Raw genomic sequence first — 17,742 nt, 5'->3', positions numbered from 1 at the left:
CGGTCAGCCGGTGGCGCTCAGCAGCGAGGCCTGTTCGGCGTACCCCACCTCGATGTGCCGTGCGCCGAAGGCCTTCTGGACGAGGGGTCGGGCGGTGGAGGGGTCGTCGACGCCCACGAACACGAACCCCGCCTCGTCCACGCCGACTTCGCGCAGGTCGAAGGTGCCGTTCCAGCGGGACATGTCCTCGGCGATCCGGTCGGCGAGGGCCTCCAGGTCGGTCCGGTTGGCATCGGTGTCGTGCAGCCGCACCGTGACGCCCTTCTCGGCGGCGCCGCAGAGGTCGGCGTCGAAGGAGGCGGACGGCATGCGGTACACGTCCGTGGCCCGGTCCTCCTCGTCGACCGACATGCCGGTGTAGACGGCGGCGTAGCGGGCGGACTCCCCCATCCTGCCGACGTGAGCCAGGGTGCGGTCCAGCGGGGTGAAGTCCTCGGCGCCCCGGTCGGGAAGGCTCCCGGCCGGCCGCGTGCCGACGCAGGTGGCGGTGACGGGCGCGGTATGCGCGGGCTCGGCCTGTGCGACGGCGCTCGATCCGTGGAGCAGCGCTCCCAGCAGCACGACGGCACCGGTCACGGTGGCACCGGTGGCCGTCCGACCCCTCACACGCTTCTTCATGCCCCTTTGACGCGGGGGGCGGCGAATCGGTTCAGTGCGTCGGGTCCTCACGCAGCACCAGGTCGAGGAGTCCGGGGAAGCGGGCCTCGAACTCCTCGCGTCGTAGGCGGTTGACGCGCTTGGGCCCCTCGTCGCGCTGCTCCACCAGACCCGCCCCGCGCAGCACCGCGAAGTGGTGGCTGAGGGCCGCCTTGCCGACCGGCACATCGAAGCTGCCGCAACTGCGTGTCCACTCCGCCGAGTCGGCCAACTCCCTTACGAGCGTGACGCGTACGGGATCGGCGAGGGCGGCGAGGGCGGTCTGGACCGGAACGTCGTCGGGATGGGTGTGTTCCGGGGCGGCTCTGTGACTCGCTCGTTCCGCCACGCCCGACTCCCCTCAGATCTTCCACACCTTGCCGAGTGTTCGATGGAAACCATACACTCCCGACTGTTCGGTTTTCATTGAACAGTCGAGTTGACGAGCTCTCGCGAGGGGTGTGCCATGCGCGCGGTCGAGATCCAGGAGTACGGCGGTCCCGAGGTACTGAAGGTCGTGGAGGCGGAGGTGCCCGAGCCCGGTCCGGGGCAGGTGAGCATCGACGTGGCGTACACGGGTGTGAACTTCGCCGACCTCAAGGCACGGGCCGAGGGCTACCGGGTGCCCGCCCTGCCCTTCGTCCCCGGTCTGGAGGTCTCGGGCCGCGTCCGGGCCCTCGGCGCCGGGGTCACCGGCCTCGCCGTGGGGCAGGAGGTGGCCGCCCTGACACAGGGCGGCGCGTACGCGGACGTCGTCGTGGCCGACGCGGTGACCGTCTTCCCGCTGCCGGCCGGTGTGGGCCTGCGCACGGGCGCGACCCTCCCCACCGTGCTGCCCACCGCGTACGCCCTGATCCATGCCGTGGGCCGGCTCCAGCCCGGCGAGACGGTGCTCGTGCAGGGCGCGGCGGGTGGGGTGGGCACGGTGCTGGGGCAGTTGGCGAGCGCGGCGGGGGCCGGGGCGGTCTACGGGGTGGTGTCGGGTGCGGCGAAGGCCGAGTACGCACGGGAGCACGGCTACGACGAGGTCTTCGTCACCTCCTCCGCCTCCTTCGCGAAGGAGGTGCGCGAGGCGACGGACGGTCGCGGGGTGGACCTGGCCCTCGACCCGGTCGGCGGCGAAACCCTGCGGGCCTCCCTCGCCGCCCTCGCCCCCTTCGGCCGCCTGGTCTCCTTCGGCAACGCGAGCGGGGCGCAGCCATGGCAGCTGGGCCAGCCGGACCTCTACCCGCTGGCCCTGTCGGTCTCCGGCTTCTCCATCCTCACCCTGGCCCAGACGGCCCCGACCGAACTGCGCGCCCTCACCGAACGCGCCTTCCGGACAGTGGTCGACGGGGTGGTGTCCCTGCCGGTGACGGCGGAGTTCGCCCTGTCGGACGCGGCGGAGGCGCACCGGCTGATGGGGACGCGGACGAGCACGGGAAAGCTGCTGCTGCGCGCCCACGGCACGGACGGGGCCGCCGACCTCGCGTGACGACGACGCATCGGACTTGTCAGTCCGCCCGACTAGTCTCCCGCGCCATGACCTCTCACCCCGCGACCTCTCACCCCATGCCCTCCCGCCCGGACGCCACCAGGGCGTCGTACGACACCGTCGCCGTCGACTACGGCAAGCTCCTCAAGGCCGAGTTGGAGCACAAGCCCTTCGACCGGGCCATGCTCGCCGCCTTCGCGGAGAAGGTGCGGGACGGCGGGGGCGGGCAGGTCGCGGACCTCGGGTGCGGGCCGGGGCGGGTGACGATCCACCTGGAGGGTCTCGGGCTGGACGCGTACGGGATCGATCTGTCGCCGCAGATGGTCGCCGTGGCCCGGCGCAGCCACCCGCACCTCCGCTTCGAGGTGGGCACGATGACGGATCTCGACGTCGAGGACGCGTCACTCGCCGGGGCCCTCGCCTGGTACTCGACCGTGCACACGCCGCTGGACGAACTTCCGCTGTTCTTCCGCGAGTTCCACCGGATCCTGGCACCGGGCGGTCATCTGCTGATCGCCTTCAAGGTGGGCGACGAGCGTGTGCACCTCGATCACGCGTACGGCCATGACCTGGACCTCGACGTCTACCGCTTCCCACCCGAGCGTGTCGCCGGGCTGCTGCGCGAGGCGGGGCTGGTGGAGGTCGCCCGCCTCGTCCGCGAGGCCGACGCGCGCGAGGGCACGCCACAGGCGTTCGTGCTGGCCCGCAGGCCGGAACCCTCGGCGTGACGTCGACGTTTTCCTCCGAGGGACGGGATGAGGAGGGGAGCGGAGACGCATGAGAACACGGTTCAAGCTGACCCGGGACGGGGACGGGTTCGTCGCGCGGCTCACCCTGGCCCAGACGGCGGCGATGCGCGAGGCGCTGACCTACCTGCGTCACCGGGACGACAGTGACCTGACCCTGACCCTGCAGCTCGGTATCGGCCGCGAGACGGTCGACGCGCTCATCGACCGCCTCTCCGGCGGGCACACGGAGTCACGTGACATCCGCTTCCGCGCGGAGGAACTGCACGCGGTGCACAGCGCGCTGACCACCGCGCCGACCATGTTCGTCTCACGCGAGGGCGCGTTCCTGCAGGAGCCCTTCCACATCCGGCTGGGCTTCTACCGGGAGAACTTCGACGCCCTGGCGTACGGCATCGTCGAGGCGGCGTCCGAGGTGTGACGTGCCTTCGGGGCCCCGCCGATACTTTCGTCGGCCGTGCGTAGACCATCGGCGGACAGCAAGACGAAGGACCGCCTCCCAGAATGAAGTCCGCGAACGCGAAGACGGACACGGGAGGCGCGATGCGGGGGATCACCCGGGCTCGGTTCATGGGGATGGCCGCGGGGGCCGGGGGCGCGGTGGTGCTGCCGGCCGGCCGGGCCGGGGCCACGGGCCGTCGGCCGGGGCTGACGTACCGGGGTGTGGTGTACGAGGTGACGGACGGGGAGACGCCGGGCACCGGGTGGAGCCCCGGGCGCATGCGCCGCGACCTGCGCGCCGTCGCGCACGACCTGCACGCCGACTCCGTCAAGGTCACCGGCAACGGAGTCGAACGGCTCACCGCCACCGCGGCCGAGGCGGCGGAGCTCGGTCTGAACGTCTGGCTGGAGCCGACTCTGGGCGACGTACCGGAACGCGAGATCCTCGACCACCTCGCGCAGACGGGCCGGTTCGCCGAGCGGCTGCGGCGACGGGGCGCGGGAGTGCATCTCAGTGTCGGCTGCGAGTTCGTGCTGTACGTGCCCGGGATCGTGCCCGGCGCCAACGCCCAGGAGCGCGTCGAGCATCTGCTCAAGGGCGACTTCGATCCCGTACTGATGGCACGGCACCTGCACCGGTTCACGGCGAAGGCGGCGTCTGTGGGCAGGTCCGTCTTCCACGGGCGGCTCACGTACGCCGCCGCCCAGGACGAGGACGTCGACTGGGGCCTCTTCGACCTCGTCGGTGTCGACTACTACGGCTGGTTCCGGGACCGGAACGCCTACGTCCGCGACCTCGCCGCGCTGCGGCGCTTCGGGAAACCCGTCGCCGTCATGGAATTCGGCTGCTGCACCTTCGAGGGCGCGCCGGAGAAGGGCGGCATGGGCTGGGACGTCGTCGACTACGGAAAGGAGCCGCCGGAGATCAAGGCGGGTCTCGTCCGCAGTGAGCGCACCCAGGCCGCGTATCTGACGGACGTGCTGTCGGTGTTCGAGTCGATGGGCCTGTACTCGGCGATGGCGTACACCTTCGTCGCCCCCGACGCCCCGCACCGCCCCCGCGACCCGCGCCACGACCTCGACACGGCGAGCTACGGCATCGTGAAGACGATCGAGGACCGCCACGGCGGATGGCACTGGGAGCCGAAGGAGTCCTTCCGCGCGCTGGCCCGGCAGTACGCACGGGCCCGCGCACACACCTGCTGACGGTCAGGCCGGACCGGGGCAGGTCAGGCCACCGTCCGCAGGCCGCCGTCCGCGGTCGCCGGCACCCCCCGCACGATCCGGTGCGCGCACAGGGCCGCGAGCAGTTCCCCCAGCAGGTCCGGGTCGTCGATCTCCAGGCCCAGGAGGGATTCGATGCGTTCCAGGCGCTGGTAGAGGGACTGGCGGCCGATGTGGAGCAGGGCCGCCGTGCGGGTGGGTGAACAGCCGTGGCGGAGGTGGATCTCCAGGGTGCGGACGAGGTCGCTGGGGTGGGCGGCCTCCCAGGCCAGCAGGGGGCCCAGGGTGTGCTGGACGAGACGGGCGAGGCGGTCGCGGTTGGCGTCCACGCCGCCTCGGGTCAGCTCGCGTTCCAGGGTGAGGGCGCGGGAGGAGGTGACGACCGGGCCACCGGTCGGGCCGGGTTCGGCGGACGGCACGGTGAGCGCCAGTTCCAGGGTCGTCCGGGCCGCCCGCAGTGTCTCGCTCCAGCGCAGCCAGCCGCCGCCCGCGAGGACCGCGTGTCCGACCGCCACGGTCACCCCGGCCTCGGCGACCGTCCGGAAGGCCTCCTGCACGGCCCGTACGACATCCCGCCGCGCCGTCACCGCCCGTACGGCGTCGTCCGGCATCGCCACCAGCGCCAGTACGTCCCCCGGGAACGCCGCCCGCAGCACCGCGACCCCGCCCAGGGAGCGCGCCGCCCGGTCGACCACGCCCGGCTCGCGCGCCCCGTGCGCCGACACCCCGACCAGCCGCGCGCCCGGCCCCGGATGGAACCCGGCGAGCGCCGGCCTCCACCTCGGGCTGGTTGAGGGCCTGCCCGTCGGCGAGATCGGCGAGCAGCGCGGCGGTGTGGTCGCCGCCCCAGGGCCGTACGGACGCCGCCCGCCCCGACAGGCCACGCGCCACGATCGCCCGGTTGGCGGCCTCGGTGATGCGGACGAAGGGCACCACCCGGTGCAGGGCGAGCAGCGGCAGCCCGAGCCGCCGGGCCTCGTCGACGACCTCCTCCGGCATCCGCACCAGCGACCGTCCGACCTCCACCGCGAGCCCCGCCGCTCCGCGCGCGGTCAGCTCGCGCACGTAGCGCCGCCGGGTGTCCTCGTCCGCGTCGGTCAGCCCGAAGCCGTTGGTCAGGAGCAGTTCGCCGCCGTCGAGGAAGTTCGCCCCCTCGTACACCTCGCTCGAATGCACCCAGCGGACCGGGCGGTCCAGGGCGCCTTCGCCGGCGAGGAGTTCGGGCTCGCTGCCGCGGACGGGGTCGAGGGCCAGGATGTCGCGGAGGGTGAGTGCGGGCACGGGTACCTCCTTCAGGCGCTGACAGTCCGTCCGGGTGCGGCTTGCCGGGAGAGTACTTTCCGCACGTTGCCCTCGTGTTTCGGCCACAGCAGAGTGGAGTCATGGAGCGCATCGATCAGGCACGGGCACGGATGTGGTTGTCGACCGCCGTCGCGGAGGCCCGCGCCGGGCTGGCGGAGGGCGGCATCCCCATCGGCGCCGCGCTGTACGGCGCGGACGGCACGCTGCTGGGCCGCGGTCACAACCGGCGGGTCCAGGACGGCGACCCGTCCATGCACGCGGAGACCTCGGCGTTCCGCGCCGCGGGACGACAGCGTTCGTACCGCGGTACGACGATGGTGACGACCCTGTCGCCGTGCTGGTACTGCTCCGGCCTGGTGCGCCAGTTCGGCATCTCGCGGGTCGTGGTGGGTGAGGCGGAGACCTTCCACGGCGGCCACGACTGGCTGGCCGAGCACGGCGTGGAGATCGTGCTCCTGGACGACCCCGAGTGCGCCGCGCTGATGCGCGACTTCATCAAGGACCACCCGGCTCTGTGGAACGAGGACATTGGTGAGTAACCCCCAGAGCAGCCCCCGTACCCCCGGTACCCCCCGCATCCCGACCGTCGACCTGCGGCCCTGGCTGGACGGCGATCCCGACGCCCGTACCGTCATCGCCCGCACCGTCGACGAAGCCCTCCAGAGCGCCGGTTTCCTCCTCGTCACCGGACACGGTGTGGACCCGGCCCTGCGCACCCGCATCCGCGAGGCCGCCCGTGCCTTCTTCGCCCTCCCCACGGAGGTCAAGCAGCCGTACGCCGTCCAGGTCGGCGGGCGCGGCTGGCTCGGCCCGGGTGCCGAGGCCAACGGTTATTCGGAAGGTACGCAGACGCCCCCCGACCTCAAGGAGTCGCTGACCTTCGCGACGCACGAGCCCTTCGAGGACCCGGAGACGAACGCGGAGTGGTACGCGCCCAACGTCTGGCCCGCTGAGGCCCCCGAGCTGCAAAAGCTCTGCGCGGAGTACCTGGCGGGGATGGGCGAACTGGAGAACCACCTGCTGGCCCTCCTGGGTGAGGCGCTGGGACTGGAGCCGGACTTCTTCACCCGGCACATGGACCACCCGACGTACGGCTTCAACATCAACTGGTACCCGGGAACGGAGGTCGTCGGCGAGCCGGAGCCCGGCCAGTTCCGTATCGGCCCCCACACAGACTTCGGCACCGTCACCATCCTCGACCGGCAGGCCGGCAAGGGCGGGCTGCAGGTCTACACGGACGAGGGCGGCTGGGAGGACGCGCCCTTCGACCCGGCGGCGTTCACGATCAACATCGGCGATCTGATGGCCCGTTGGACGGGTGACCGGTGGCGCTCGGGACGGCACCGGGTGCTGCCCCCGCCCGCCGACGCGCCGGCCGAGGAGCTGATGTCGCTGGTCTACTTCGGCGAGTGCACGCCGGGGACGGTGGTGGAGTCGGTGCCCGCGCCGGTGGGCCGCGTCGCGTATCCGCCCGTCGACTCCCATGTTTATCTGCGCGAAAAGCTGGATTCGATCACCGTGGGATAGCTGGATGAAAGGGCGCGGAAAAATTTCGTAACCAAACGGACATCCCATGCCCTAGTCCGAATCAACTCCCCCTTTTTACACTGGTGTTGATAGACCTCACAGCAGCACAGAGCAGGACCGGACCGCGCCAGGGGGAGATGCGGTGCACAGAGGGCTGCACGGACGCGGAGCGTTGTTCGACACCGATCCGCCCGGTCTTGCACCACGGCTCGTCGGCCTGCGCCCGTACCAGCTGCGCTCGTCCCCGTACGAACACCCGAAGGAACTGCCCTTCGTGGTGTTCGCGGGCGGGCGGGGGCTCGGCAAGAGCGCCGTACTGCGGGAGCTGCGTGACGCGTATCGCGGCCACACACCGGTCGCGCTGGTCGACGGCGAGGAACGGCAGTTCGCCGGGCCGCCCGCCGAGCGACCCGCGGAGTCCTGGTCGCCGGTGGGACAGGCGCTCACCACCATCGCCGAGCAGCTCGCGGAGCCGGTGACCGGCGCCGGGCGGATCGGATTTCCGCGCCTGACGTCCGGGCTGCTGGCCGTCGCGGCGGGCGGCTGGAGCGACCGTGACGTGCCCCGCATCCGGCAGGAGGCGGAGCGGATCCTGCTGCTGAACGAGACCGGCTCATGGCTCTCGGGGTTCGCGGGCCGCTGGGTGAGCAAGGTCGTCTCCAAGCTCATCGCCTCGCTCAGCGGTACGGGTCCCGTGATCGCGCCGATCATCGAAGCCACCCTGGAGGCGTTCGCCGAGGGGATCGGACCCGCTCCCCGCCGACTGCGCAGGGCCGCCATCTGGTACCGCGACTATCCGAACGCGGGCGGCAATCCCAAGCTCGGCCTGATCCTGCTCTCCTCGCACTTCCGCGCGGGCGGCGACTCCCGCACCCACGCCGAGCGCTATCTCGTACGGGCCCTGCTGGCCGACCTCGACGACGCGTACGCGGGGGTCATGCAGCGCTCGCACCGGCTGGGCCGCCCGGTCGTACTGATCGACAACGTGCAGGAACGGGCGGGCCTCGGCCTGATGGAACCGGTGCTGCGCGACCGCGCCGACGGCATCGCCGACCACGTCGTCTTCTTCGCCGCCCTGCGCGGCTACAGCCATGGAGCACTGCGCAACGCGAGCCGCCGCACCCTCCCCGAGGTCGCCCGGCACACCAACTGGGAGCCGGGCACCTCGCCGTCCTCGCGGGCGCTGCTCGTCGCGCTGCCGCCGCTGACCCCGGACGACACCCTGCACCTCGTGGGCGGCGTCTCGCAGGGCCTCGCCGTCCCCCCTCAACTCCCGCACGCCACCCACCGGCTGTCCGGCGGCAGCCCACTCGGGGTCACCCTCCTCGCGGAGTCCGCCCGCCAGAACCTGCCCCAAGGAGCCAAGTCCCTCGGCGAGTTGCTCACCTCCGACGTCGCCGTCCATGAGGACAACGACGGCCGGCCCACCTATCAGGAGCTGCTCGACCGGCTCGTACCCGGTGGCCGGCTCGACGAGCTGACCGTGCTCGCCGCGGCCCACGACCGCGACTCGGCCTGCGCGCTCGCGGAGGTCCAGCTCTCCGACGACTTCGGCGCGTCGGGGGTCCTCGCACTGGAGGAACGGCTCACGGAGGAGGGCTGGACGAGCGCCGCCGGGCAGTTCGTGGGCGATCCGTTCCTGCGCGCGCTGCTCCTGCTGCGGCTGCACCACGACGACCCCGACCACGCACGCTGGCGGTCCGTGCACCGCACCCTCATCGACCACTTCGGCGACGGGGACCAGCCGGACAGCGCGCGCTGTCGACTGCACCACGAACTCGCCCTCGGCAAGGCCGACTTCGCGGTGGCGCACCTGCGCGACACCTTCCCGCGCACCGACACCGGGTCCTGGCTGTCCTCGCTCGTCTTCATCGCGTCCGCGCCCTACTACCACGCACACGGCCCGGACGGCCGCGACTTCGGTGGCCACGGCGGTCACGACGACCGGGCGGCCGTCGCGCTAGGCCGCACCGACGCCGCCCAGCAGCCGCCGGACAGCGTGGACGCCGTACTGCATCTGCGGGTACGACGCCTGCTGCACGCGGTCTGGCAGCTCACCGATCCGCTGGTGCTGCCGGATCCGAAGGTGTCCGACCGGCTCCGTTTCGAGCTGGAGCAGCTGTCGAACCTGCGGCCCGCGGGCAACCCGCTGCTGTGGCGGGCCTCACGGGAGTGGCCGTCGGACGCCCTCGCCGGCCGCCCCCTGCGCATCCCTGACGACGACGAGAACGGGAACGGGGACCTGTGATGGCGCGCTTGTGGACCTGGCTGCGCGAGGACGTCTGGGAGATTCGTTTCCGCAGGTATGTCGCGCTGGCCCTCGCGGCGGTACTGGCGGGTCTCGGCGTCTGGGGCGGTATGACGGCCACCAAGGAGAATCGCTCCTGCGCGCCCGGCGTCGTCCAGCCGAAGGGCAGCGACGAGTGCGTGGGCGTCTCGTGGACGACGTACGCCTTCGGGCGTCCGCAGTTCGCCGACACCGTACGGGCGATCCACCGCGAGAACGCCCGTCTGGCGCCCGGCAGTTACGTCACGGTCGCGCTCCTCGAACCCTTCACCGCCACCGACGCCGACAACCTGGCCGATGTGCTGCACGAGCTCCAGGGCGCCTATCTGGCCCAGTACCAGGCCAACCACGACACCACCGGCCTGAAGCCGAAGATCCGCCTGGTGCTGGCCAACCCCGGCTCCACCGGCACGTACTGGCAGCACACGGCCGACCAACTGGCGGGCATGACGGGAGGCTCCGACCGGTTGCGCGCGGTGACCGGGGTCGGTCTGAGCACCGACAACAACAAGAAGGCCGTCAAGGAGCTCACCAGCCGGGGCATCCCGGTGATAGGGAGTTCGATCACCGCCGACGACCTGGCCAACGGGCAGGACGGCAAGGACCCGTTCCCCGGGCTCGCCCGGGTCTCCCCCACCAACACCGACGAGGCACGCGCCCTCGCCTCCTTCGCCAAGGTCTCCGCCGCCAACGCCTTCCTCGTCTACGACCGCACCGGCGACCCGTACACGCGCACGCTCCAGGCGTCCTTCGAGAAGATGCTCAAGGGCTCGCGCTACGAGGCCCAGCCGTTCACGCCGCCCGCAGACCGCAGCAAGGAGGGCAGTACCTCCAACGTCTTCATGCAGATCACCAACATCCTCTGCAACACGCCGACCACCACGAACACCATCCTGTTCGCGGGGCGCCACACCCAGCTGCGGCAGTTCATCAACATGCTGGGCCAGCGCGGCTGCCACGACCGCCGGTTCACCGTGCTCACCGGCGACGAGGGCTCCTACCTCGCCGGGGACAAGGACCTCGACCCGGCCGCCCTCAAGGACCCGCTGCTGACCGTCCGCTACACGTCCCTGGCCCACCCGGACGCCTGGCTGAAGGACACCGCGAAGACGGGCGGCAGCGCGGCCGACGCGAAGGTGCTGCAGTCGCTTCTGGGGAGTGCCGGGAAGGAGCCCGTCGGGCCCGTCGGGCCGATCGCCCTGGACGACGGCCAGCTGATCATCGCGTACGACGCCATGCGGCTCGCCGTGCGCGGCATCCGCGGGGCGTCGCCGACGGGGAAGATCCCGGTCCTCGCGGACGTCGGGCTCCAGTGGCCGCAGGTCAAGGGCAAGGAGCTGCGGGTGAACGGGGCGAGCGGGTGGATCTGTCTGGACGCCCACGGCAATCCGTACGACAAGGCGGTGCCGATCGTGCAGCTGACGCCCGAGTCCCGGGCCCGCTTTGTGAAGATCGCGTGGCCCGAGGGGAAGCCGCCCTCCGCGGAGTGTCTGCCGCCGGCTTGACGGGGGGCGCCGTTGGGGGATCGGTGGTTCGTATGTGCGGGCTGTGTGTGGCTGGTCGCGCCCACGCGGCGGAGCCGCACAATGTCACAGCCCCGCGCCCCTAAGGGGCGCTCCTGTCCGGAGCGCTTGCCAAGTGGGCGACCAATCCATCGAAGCGCTGACGCCAGCCCGGGTCCTCGTCGCTCGGGGACTCGTGGGTGAAGCGGACCGTCGTGCCTGACGGGCGGGTCGGTTCCAGGTGGAAGCGGATGCGGCCCCGCCCCTCGACCGTGTACTCGGCGATCCGCTCGACGTCCCACGCCGTGATCCGGCCGCTGCCGATCCCGCGGAGCGTGACCGCGCCGCCGAGTCGCGGCTCGAAGACCTCGGCCTCGGCCAGCCACGCCCGCAGGCCCTCGGGTGTGGCCACCGCCTTCCAGACGTTCTCCACAGGCTGGGGAAAACGCAGCAGGTAGTGCAGGACGCGGGTGCCGTCCTCCCGGGTCTCGGTGGCGCCCTCTTCGATGCCTCGGGTCACTCCGGTCATGACACCAGCGTGGCCCGAGGCGGGCCGTTCCGCACGCGCCGAAGGCTAGGACCTGGCCTAGACGCCCGCGTAGGAGTGCTTGCCGGAGACGAAGATGTTGACTCCGTAGTAGTTGAAGAGGAAGCAGGCGAAGGCGATCAGGGCGATGTACGCGGCCTTGCGGCCCTTCCAGCCGGCCGTGGCGCGGGCGTGGAGGTAGCAGGCGTAGGCGACCCAGGTGATGAACGCCCAGGTCTCCTTGGGGTCCCAGCCCCAGTAGCGGCCCCACGCGTCGCCCGCCCAGATGGCGCCCGCGATGATCGTGAAGGTCCACAGCGGGAAGACGGCGGCGTTGACGCGGTAGGAGAACTTGTCGAGGGAGGCCGAGGAGGGCAGCCGCTCCATGACGGAGGTGGCGAACCGGCCCGGCTGGCCGCCGGTGGCGAGCTTGTTCTCGTACGAGTCCTTGAAGAGGTACATCAGGGTGCCGACCGCGCCCACGTAGAAGACGGCGCCGCAGAGGATCGCGGTCGAGACGTGGATGTACAGCCAGTACGAGTGGAGCGCGGGCACCAGCTGGTCGCTCGCCGTGTAGAGCACCGTGACCGCGAGGCCGAGGTCGAGGAGAACCGTGGTGACCAGGGGCAGGCCCAGCCAGCGGATGTTCTTCTTCAGCGCCAGCATCACCAGGTACACGGTGACGGCGACCGTGGAGAAGGTGACGCTGAACTCGTACATGTTGCCCCACGGCGCCCGCTGCACCGACAGCGCGCGGGCCACGACACCGGCCGCCTCGACGGCCCAGGCGAGCACGGTGAGGGACACCGCGATCCGGCCGTAGAGGTCGCCCTGCTCGTCCCCGCCGTGTGCGCCGGGCCCGTCGGGCACGTCACGGGCGCCCGCCGCCGACCGGGTGACGACCTTCGGCCGCTCCAGGACGGCCGTACCGCCCGCCGACTGCGCGGTGACCGCGGGGGCCTTCGCCTTCTCGGCGCTGGTGAGCGCGGCGGCCGTACGGGCGACCTTGCTGCGGCTGCCGAAGATCCACTCGGCGATGTACGCGAAGAAGGCCAGGGTGTAGACGGCCATCGAGGAGTAGATCAGCGTGTTGCTGATGTTGGCGAGGTGTTCGTTGGTGGCCGTGGCCAGATCGGTCACGGCACCCAGGTCTGTTGCGGCGGCGAGAGTCACTTCTCAGTCCGTTCGGCGGCAGGTACGGAGGGTTCGGCGTCGGGGTCGGTTTCGACTGCGGCTTCGTCTGTGTCGGGCTTGGTGGGCGCCTGGTCGTGCACAAGGGCGGCCAGGTCCCCCAGTTCTTCGGGGAGCTTCGCGGACTCGCTGCGGCCGAGGCCCGCCATCTCGACGACGGTGACACCGTCGGCCCCGGTGGTCGCCCGCACCCACACGCGGCGGCGCCGGATGAAGAGCGAACCGGCGAGACCGAAGATCGCGGTGAAGGCACCGATCAGCGCCCAGTCACTGCCGGGCTGCTGGGTGACCTGGAAGTTCGCCCACTCCTTGATGCCCTTGTCGAAGGTGATGGAGCCGGCGCCGTTCGGCAGCTTCATCGTCTCGCCGGGCAGCAGGCGCGCCTTGACGATGTTGCCCTTCGCGTCCTTGAACTGCTTCATCTTCGAGGTGTCGAGCTGGTACACGTTCTGCGGGATGCCCGCGTCGACACCCAGGCTGCCGTGGTACCCGGACAGCGCGAGCACGGGGAAGTCGAGCGCGGGGAACTGGGAGAACATGTCGCCCTTGCCCGCACCCGCGAAGGTCGGCACGAAGAAGGCGGAGAAACCGAGCTGTTCGGTCGTCCCCTGCGCGTTCTTGTATCCGTCCATGACCTTGATCGCGCCCTGCGAGGTGACGTTCGAGTCGAGCGGCAGCATCGGCACGGCGTCGTGGTAGACGACGTTGCCCTTGCCGTCCCGGACGGTGACGACCGGCGCGTAACCGTGGGCGGTGAGATAGACCTTCGAGTCGCCGATCCTCAGCGGCTCGTTGACCTTGACGGTGGTCTTCTTCTCCTTGCCGTACGCGCCGATGCTGTAGGTGATGGCCGCCTGGTACGTGCGGGGGGTGCCCTTGTTGGGGCCGGTCCGCTCGTAGGTGCCGGTGAACTTCTTGAGGTTGAAGCTGAACGGCGTGAGGTCGTCGGTGCTGAAGAGGTTGCCGGACTTGAAGTCGTCGTACTGCGAGATCGTGTTGGAGAACCCGTCGCCCTCGACGATCAGCTTGTTGCCCTCGGACTTGAAGAGCTGGCCCCAGGCGAAGGCGACCAGCATCACGATCAGCGCGATGTGGAAGAGCAGGTTGCCGGTCTCGCGGAGGTAGCCCTTCTCGGCGGCGACGGCGTCCTTCTCGATGTGCGCCCGGAAGCGTCGCTGCTTGAGGATCTTGAGGGCGGCCTCGCGGACCTGCTCGGGCTCGGCCGCGGTGCGCCAGGTCGCGTACGCGGGCAGCCGGTTCAGCCGCTTGGGGGCGCCCGGCGGACGGCCGCGCAGCTGCCCGACGAACTGCCAGGTGCGCGGCACGATGCAGCCGATGAGCGAGACGAACAGCAGGATGTAGATCGCGGAGAACCACACCGAGCTGTAGACGTGGAACAGGCCGAGCTTGTCGTAGACGGGCCCGAGGATGCTGTGCGCGTCCTTGAAGTCCGCCACCTTCTGGGCGTCGGTCCCGGACTGCGGGATCAGCGAGCCGGGGATCGCCCCGAGCGACAGCAGGAAGAGCAGGATCAGGGCGACCCGCATCGACGTCAGCTGCCGCCAGAACCAGCGGGCCCAGCCGACGACCTCACGGCCGGTCCAGGTCAGCCAGCCCAGGGCGCCGGGCGCGCGGGACCCGCCGAAGGAGCCGGGCACGGCCGTGTCGACCGGCGCGGTGGACAGCTGGGATCCGGCTTCGCCGAGTTCGCCGTCGGCGCTCACCCCGATGTGCCGCTTGGCGGCCGCCGGGTCCTTCGTCCTGCCCGTGCCGGTGTCGGTGTCGGTCGTGCTCATCGATCAGATCCCTACCGTGAAGCCGTTGGACCAGGTCTGCATCTGCTGCACGATGCTGTCCCAGGCACCGGTGAGCAGGAGCAGGCCGGTCGCGATCATCATGCCGCCGCCGATCCGCATCACCCATGCGTAGTGCCGCTTGACCCAGGCGAAGGCACCGAGCGCCTTGCGGAAGGCGACGGCGGCGAGGACGAAGGGCACTCCCAGACCGACGCAGTACGCGACGGTCAGTATGGCGCCGCGGCCCGCGCTCGCCTGGTTCATGGAGAGAAAATTGATGGAGGAGAGCGTCGGTCCCAGGCAGGGCGTCCAGCCGATGCCGAAGAGCGCGCCGAGTATCGGAGCACCGACCAGGCCGGTCACCGGCCGCTTGTGGAAGCGGAACTCGCGCTGCGTGAGCCAGGGCATCATCCCCATGAAGAACACGCCCATCGCGATCATCAGTACGCCGAGGATCTTGCTGAGCGTGCTCTGGTACTCCTGGAGGGTCGACCCGAAGTAGCCGAACAGCGCCCCGCCGGAGACGAACACGGCGGTGAAGCCCACCACGAACAGGCTGGCGCCCGCGACCATCCGCCCCCGCCTGGCCTCCGCCAGATCCGTGCCGGTGACACCGGTCACGTACGACAGATAGCCGGGGACGAGCGGCAGCACGCACGGCGAGAAGAAGGAGACGAGCCCGCCGAGGACGGCGATCGGCAGGGCGAGCACCAGCGCACCGCTGACGACGGTGTCGGACGACGCGGCGAGGTTCGTGGACGCGGCGAGAAGGGACACGTCGGTCACTTCTCCGCGAGGACGGGGTCGAGCATCTCGCGGAGCTTCTCCTCGCTGAGGGCCTGCAGCGTACGGGCCGCGACCTTCCCGTCCCGGTCGATGACGATCGTGGAGGGGATCGTCTGCAGGTTCAGCGTGCCCTTCTTGAAGCGGAGCAGCAGCTTGCCCGTGGGGTCGTAGAGGCTGGGGAAGTTGACGCCGTGCTGCTTCTCGAACGCCTGGGCCAGACTGACGTTGGCGTCACGGGTGTTGATGCCGACGAACTGCACGCCCTGCGCCGCGGTGTCCTTGGCGACCTTGGCGAAGTTCGGGGCTTCGGCACGGCACGGCGGGCACCAGGAGCCCCACACGTTCAGGACGACGACCTTGCCCTTGTAGTCCTTGACGTCGAGCTGCTTGCCGTCCACGGTCGGGCCGGAGAGGTCGGGGGCCTCGACCCGGGAGCCCTTGGCGACGGTCGAGATGCCGTCCTTGCCCGCCACGAAGTTGCTGTTGCCCGAGCCCCCGGACGTCCCGCCCGAACCGCACGCGGACAGGACAAGCGCGGCGACGGCGGCCCCGGTGGTGAGCAGGGCGGCGCGGCTACGGGTGCGGTTCGAGCGCTGTTCGGCGCGGCAGGCGGCACTCATGTGAAAAGTTTCGCATGCCCGTTTCGAGGATCTTCCGCACCCCCCTTGCGGGCGGAAAACACCATTTCAGGCGGCGTCCCCGGACCCCTTGGAAGTACCCGTCCCAGTACCGGTACCCGAACCCGTACCAGCCCCCTTGCCGGTGTCGCCGAGGAACGTCTTCCAGCCACCCGCGGGCCGCTGTCCCACGTCCAACGTCCGCAGCTTGGCCAGTGTCTCGGGCTTCTGTACGTCCATCCAGTCCACGTACTGCCGGAAGGAGACGAGGCGGACGTCCTCGCCCTTCTCCTTCTCCCGGGCGATGTGCTTGAAGGCGTACTCGACGGCGTCCATGTAGATGCCGCCGTTCCAGTGCTCGAAGTGGTTGCCTATGAAGAAGGGCGCCCGGTTGCTCTCGTAGGCCCGCCGGAATCCGGCGACGTACGCCTCGCCCGCCTGCTGCCGCCACGCCGGGTAGTTGTGCGCGGGCGCCTTCGTCGAGTTGATCGACTGGTTGGCCAGCATGTTGTAGTCCATGGACAGCACCTCGAAGCTGCGCCCCGGGAAGGGGATCGCCTGGAGGGGCAGGTCCCACAGTCCGTGCCGCTTCTGCGGCCAGACCTGGCGGCCGCCGGGCGAGGAGGCGTCGTAGCGCCAGCCGAGTTCCTTGGCGGTGGGCAGCAGGTTGTTCTGGCCGAGCAGACAGGGGGTGCGCGCGCCGACGAGTTCCTTCTCGTAGTCGAAGGGCAGCGGGGGCAGATCGGTCCAGCCCGTGTTGGTCCGCCACTCCTTGACGAAGGACTTGGCCTGGTCGATCTCACTGCGCCACTGCGCCGGCGTCCAGTTGCCGACGGTGCCGTGGCCGGAGCAGAAGTGGCCGTTGAAGTGCGTGCCTATCTCGTGGCCGTCGAGCCAGGCCTGCCGGACGAGCCCGAGCGTCGACTTGACGTGGTCGTCGGAGAGATAGCCGATGTCGGAGGCGCCCCGGGGGTTGTTCGGCGGCAGGTACTTGCGCTTCTTCGACTCGGGCAGGAGGTACAGCCCGGAGAGGAAGAAGGTCATGTGCGCCTCGTGCTCGCGGGCGAGCCCGAGGAAGCGGGAGAAGAGACCGGTCCCGACCTCACCCGCGCCGTCCCAGGAGAAGATCACGAACTGCGGAGGGGTCTGGCCGGGCTCCAGAGGAACCGGCTTCGCGGGCTGCTTCGGCTGCTTGCCCGTGAAGGAGGTGGAGCCGTCACCTATCAGGCGGGCGGGGTGCGAGGAGGCGCCGGGCTCGCCGGACGCACCGGGCTTGCCCGACCGGGAACCACCGCCCCCGCCCTGACCGTCCTGTTGGTCGGTGCCGCACGCCGCGAGTCCCATCGCCGCCGCGGCACCCGCCCCGAGGCCGATCATTCCCCGCCGGCTGATGTCCCGCATTCGGTCCCCATCTCATCGCGCCCTCTCAACTGGCTCCCAGCTGACACACAATGAGAGGGCACGACAAGCAGATAGGTTCCTTCGAACGCGCAACATTGGTCGTATTTTACGAAGAACAGTTCGGGTAGCGACGCATACGAACACTTTGCGCCAAGGTGTACGGGAATGGGCGCTCTAGCCCCCGGACACCTCTAGGCCCTGTCGTCAAATTCCCGTCTGCCCCGCGACGCCATGCACGCGCCCCCAAGTTCTCGGCTTCGCTCGAACAGGGAGGGACCCCCTTCGC

General features: G+C 70.6%; 18 protein-coding genes and 1 pseudogene. 9 read left to right on the top strand and 10 right to left on the bottom strand.

All coding sequences use genetic code 11. The features are described from left to right. Positions 1 to 3: 3 nt before the first annotated feature. Positions 4 to 606, bottom strand: a complete 603-nt coding sequence (locus ACFVWD_RS44220) for a hypothetical protein (RefSeq protein WP_389603700.1) — start codon at positions 604 to 606, stop codon at positions 4 to 6. Positions 607 to 649: 43 nt separating this feature from the next. Continuing rightward, on the bottom strand, positions 650 to 985 hold the full coding sequence (locus tag ACFVWD_RS44215) for an ArsR/SmtB family transcription factor (RefSeq protein WP_389603698.1): 336 nt from the start codon (positions 983 to 985) through the stop codon (positions 650 to 652). A gap of 117 nt (positions 986 to 1,102) precedes the next feature. Here ACFVWD_RS44215 and ACFVWD_RS44210 point away from each other — a divergent pair, with 117 nt between their 5' ends. The 4 genes from ACFVWD_RS44210 to ACFVWD_RS44195 all read left to right on the top strand — a co-directional run bounded on the left by ACFVWD_RS44210 (position 1,103) and on the right by ACFVWD_RS44195 (position 4,503). After that, a complete protein-coding gene (locus tag ACFVWD_RS44210) occupies positions 1,103 to 2,110 on the top strand; it encodes a zinc-binding alcohol dehydrogenase family protein (protein WP_389603696.1) in 1,008 nt (335 codons plus the stop codon). Positions 2,111 to 2,157: 47 nt separating this feature from the next. After that, positions 2,158 to 2,838 carry a class I SAM-dependent DNA methyltransferase gene (locus tag ACFVWD_RS44205; RefSeq protein ID WP_389603694.1) on the top strand — a complete coding sequence of 227 codons (681 nt, stop codon included), beginning with the start codon at positions 2,158 to 2,160 and terminating at the stop codon, positions 2,836 to 2,838. 49 nt (positions 2,839 to 2,887) lie between these two features. Continuing rightward, positions 2,888 to 3,277: a hypothetical protein gene (locus ACFVWD_RS44200; RefSeq protein WP_389603693.1), complete on the top strand. Its 390-nt coding sequence runs from the start codon at positions 2,888 to 2,890 to the stop codon at positions 3,275 to 3,277. Positions 3,278 to 3,360: 83 nt separating this feature from the next. Then, entirely contained in the window at positions 3,361 to 4,503 is a 1,143-nt protein-coding gene (locus tag ACFVWD_RS44195) for an abortive phage infection protein (RefSeq protein ID WP_389603691.1), read from the top strand. 23 nt (positions 4,504 to 4,526) lie between these two features. On the opposite strand, the gene ACFVWD_RS44190 is transcribed toward ACFVWD_RS44195, so the two are convergent. Continuing rightward, on the bottom strand, positions 4,527 to 5,246 hold the full coding sequence (locus ACFVWD_RS44190) for a PucR family transcriptional regulator (RefSeq protein WP_389603689.1): 720 nt from the start codon (positions 5,244 to 5,246) through the stop codon (positions 4,527 to 4,529). Between the two features lie 107 nt (positions 5,247 to 5,353). On the opposite strand from ACFVWD_RS44190, the gene ACFVWD_RS44185 reads away from it, so the two are divergent. Beyond that, entirely contained in the window at positions 5,354 to 5,590 is a 237-nt protein-coding gene (locus ACFVWD_RS44185; protein WP_389603687.1) for a hypothetical protein, read from the top strand. Here ACFVWD_RS44185 and ACFVWD_RS44180 read toward each other — a convergent pair. Next, a pseudogene (locus ACFVWD_RS44180) lies at positions 5,473 to 5,802 on the bottom strand (PucR family transcriptional regulator ligand-binding domain-containing protein); the annotation flags it as partial. The gene ACFVWD_RS44185 and the pseudogene ACFVWD_RS44180 overlap by 118 nt on opposite strands. A gap of 101 nt (positions 5,803 to 5,903) precedes the next feature. Here ACFVWD_RS44180 and ACFVWD_RS44175 point away from each other — a divergent pair. The 4 genes from ACFVWD_RS44175 (at position 5,904) to ACFVWD_RS44160 (ending at position 11,142) form a co-directional block, all read left to right on the top strand. Beyond that, positions 5,904 to 6,362, top strand: coding sequence for a nucleoside deaminase (locus tag ACFVWD_RS44175; protein ID WP_351527608.1), 459 nt, complete (start codon positions 5,904 to 5,906; stop codon positions 6,360 to 6,362). After that, a complete protein-coding gene (locus ACFVWD_RS44170; protein ID WP_389603685.1) occupies positions 6,355 to 7,350 on the top strand; it encodes an isopenicillin N synthase family dioxygenase in 996 nt (331 codons plus the stop codon). The genes ACFVWD_RS44175 and ACFVWD_RS44170 overlap by 8 nt, the downstream gene beginning before the upstream one ends. A gap of 142 nt (positions 7,351 to 7,492) precedes the next feature. Beyond that, entirely contained in the window at positions 7,493 to 9,598 is a 2,106-nt protein-coding gene (locus tag ACFVWD_RS44165; RefSeq protein ID WP_389603683.1) for a hypothetical protein, read from the top strand. After that, positions 9,598 to 11,142 (top strand): ABC transporter substrate-binding protein, encoded by a 1,545-nt coding sequence (locus ACFVWD_RS44160; RefSeq protein ID WP_389603682.1) that lies wholly within the window; start codon positions 9,598 to 9,600, stop codon positions 11,140 to 11,142. Before ACFVWD_RS44165 ends, ACFVWD_RS44160 begins: the two co-directional genes overlap by 1 nt. Positions 11,143 to 11,242: 100 nt before the next feature. Here ACFVWD_RS44160 and ACFVWD_RS44155 read toward each other — a convergent pair whose 3' ends face one another. From ACFVWD_RS44155 to ACFVWD_RS44130, 6 genes are all read right to left on the bottom strand, one after another. Continuing rightward, complete coding sequence (locus tag ACFVWD_RS44155; protein WP_389603681.1) at positions 11,243 to 11,668, bottom strand: SRPBCC domain-containing protein; 426 nt, start codon at positions 11,666 to 11,668, stop codon at positions 11,243 to 11,245. 57 nt (positions 11,669 to 11,725) lie between these two features. Next, on the bottom strand, positions 11,726 to 12,838 hold the full coding sequence (ccsB, locus tag ACFVWD_RS44150) for a c-type cytochrome biogenesis protein CcsB (RefSeq protein ID WP_389603679.1): 1,113 nt from the start codon (positions 12,836 to 12,838) through the stop codon (positions 11,726 to 11,728). Continuing rightward, positions 12,835 to 14,652 carry a cytochrome c biogenesis protein ResB gene (locus ACFVWD_RS44145; protein ID WP_389603677.1) on the bottom strand — a complete coding sequence of 606 codons (1,818 nt, stop codon included), beginning with the start codon at positions 14,650 to 14,652 and terminating at the stop codon, positions 12,835 to 12,837. Before ACFVWD_RS44145 ends, ccsB begins: the two co-directional genes overlap by 4 nt. A gap of 3 nt (positions 14,653 to 14,655) precedes the next feature. Then, positions 14,656 to 15,438 (bottom strand): cytochrome c biogenesis CcdA family protein, encoded by a 783-nt coding sequence (locus ACFVWD_RS44140; RefSeq protein ID WP_168494436.1) that lies wholly within the window; start codon positions 15,436 to 15,438, stop codon positions 14,656 to 14,658. Next, a complete protein-coding gene (locus ACFVWD_RS44135; RefSeq protein WP_389603676.1) occupies positions 15,435 to 16,058 on the bottom strand; it encodes a TlpA family protein disulfide reductase in 624 nt (207 codons plus the stop codon). The genes ACFVWD_RS44140 and ACFVWD_RS44135 overlap by 4 nt, the downstream gene beginning before the upstream one ends. Positions 16,059 to 16,124: 66 nt before the next feature. Further along, complete coding sequence (locus ACFVWD_RS44130; protein WP_389603674.1) at positions 16,125 to 17,456, bottom strand: hypothetical protein; 1,332 nt, start codon at positions 17,454 to 17,456, stop codon at positions 16,125 to 16,127. Between the last annotated feature and the right edge of the window lie 286 nt (positions 17,457 to 17,742).

Source organism: Streptomyces sp. NPDC058086 (genome assembly GCF_042885015.1).
In the GTDB taxonomy this organism is placed as follows: Bacteria; Actinomycetota; Actinomycetes; order Streptomycetales; family Streptomycetaceae; genus Streptomyces.
This window is presented reverse-complemented; position numbering and strand designations above follow the sequence as displayed.

Coding starts and splice junctions, on each gene's coding strand:
- ACFVWD_RS44210 (WP_389603696.1), top strand. CDS start 1,103: ATGCGCGCGGTCGAGATCCAGGAGTACGGCGGTCCCGAGGTACTGAAG.
- ACFVWD_RS44205 (WP_389603694.1), top strand. CDS start 2,158: ATGACCTCTCACCCCGCGACCTCTCACCCCATGCCCTCCCGCCCGGAC.
- ACFVWD_RS44200 (WP_389603693.1), top strand. CDS start 2,888: ATGAGAACACGGTTCAAGCTGACCCGGGACGGGGACGGGTTCGTCGCG.
- ACFVWD_RS44195 (WP_389603691.1), top strand. CDS start 3,361: ATGAAGTCCGCGAACGCGAAGACGGACACGGGAGGCGCGATGCGGGGG.
- ACFVWD_RS44175 (WP_351527608.1), top strand. CDS start 5,904: ATGGAGCGCATCGATCAGGCACGGGCACGGATGTGGTTGTCGACCGCC.
- ACFVWD_RS44160 (WP_389603682.1), top strand. CDS start 9,598: ATGGCGCGCTTGTGGACCTGGCTGCGCGAGGACGTCTGGGAGATTCGT.
- ACFVWD_RS44155 (WP_389603681.1), bottom strand. CDS start 11,668: ATGACCGGAGTGACCCGAGGCATCGAAGAGGGCGCCACCGAGACCCGG.
- ACFVWD_RS44145 (WP_389603677.1), bottom strand. CDS start 14,652: ATGAGCACGACCGACACCGACACCGGCACGGGCAGGACGAAGGACCCG.
- ACFVWD_RS44135 (WP_389603676.1), bottom strand. CDS start 16,058: ATGAGTGCCGCCTGCCGCGCCGAACAGCGCTCGAACCGCACCCGTAGC.
- ACFVWD_RS44130 (WP_389603674.1), bottom strand. CDS start 17,456: ATGCGGGACATCAGCCGGCGGGGAATGATCGGCCTCGGGGCGGGTGCC.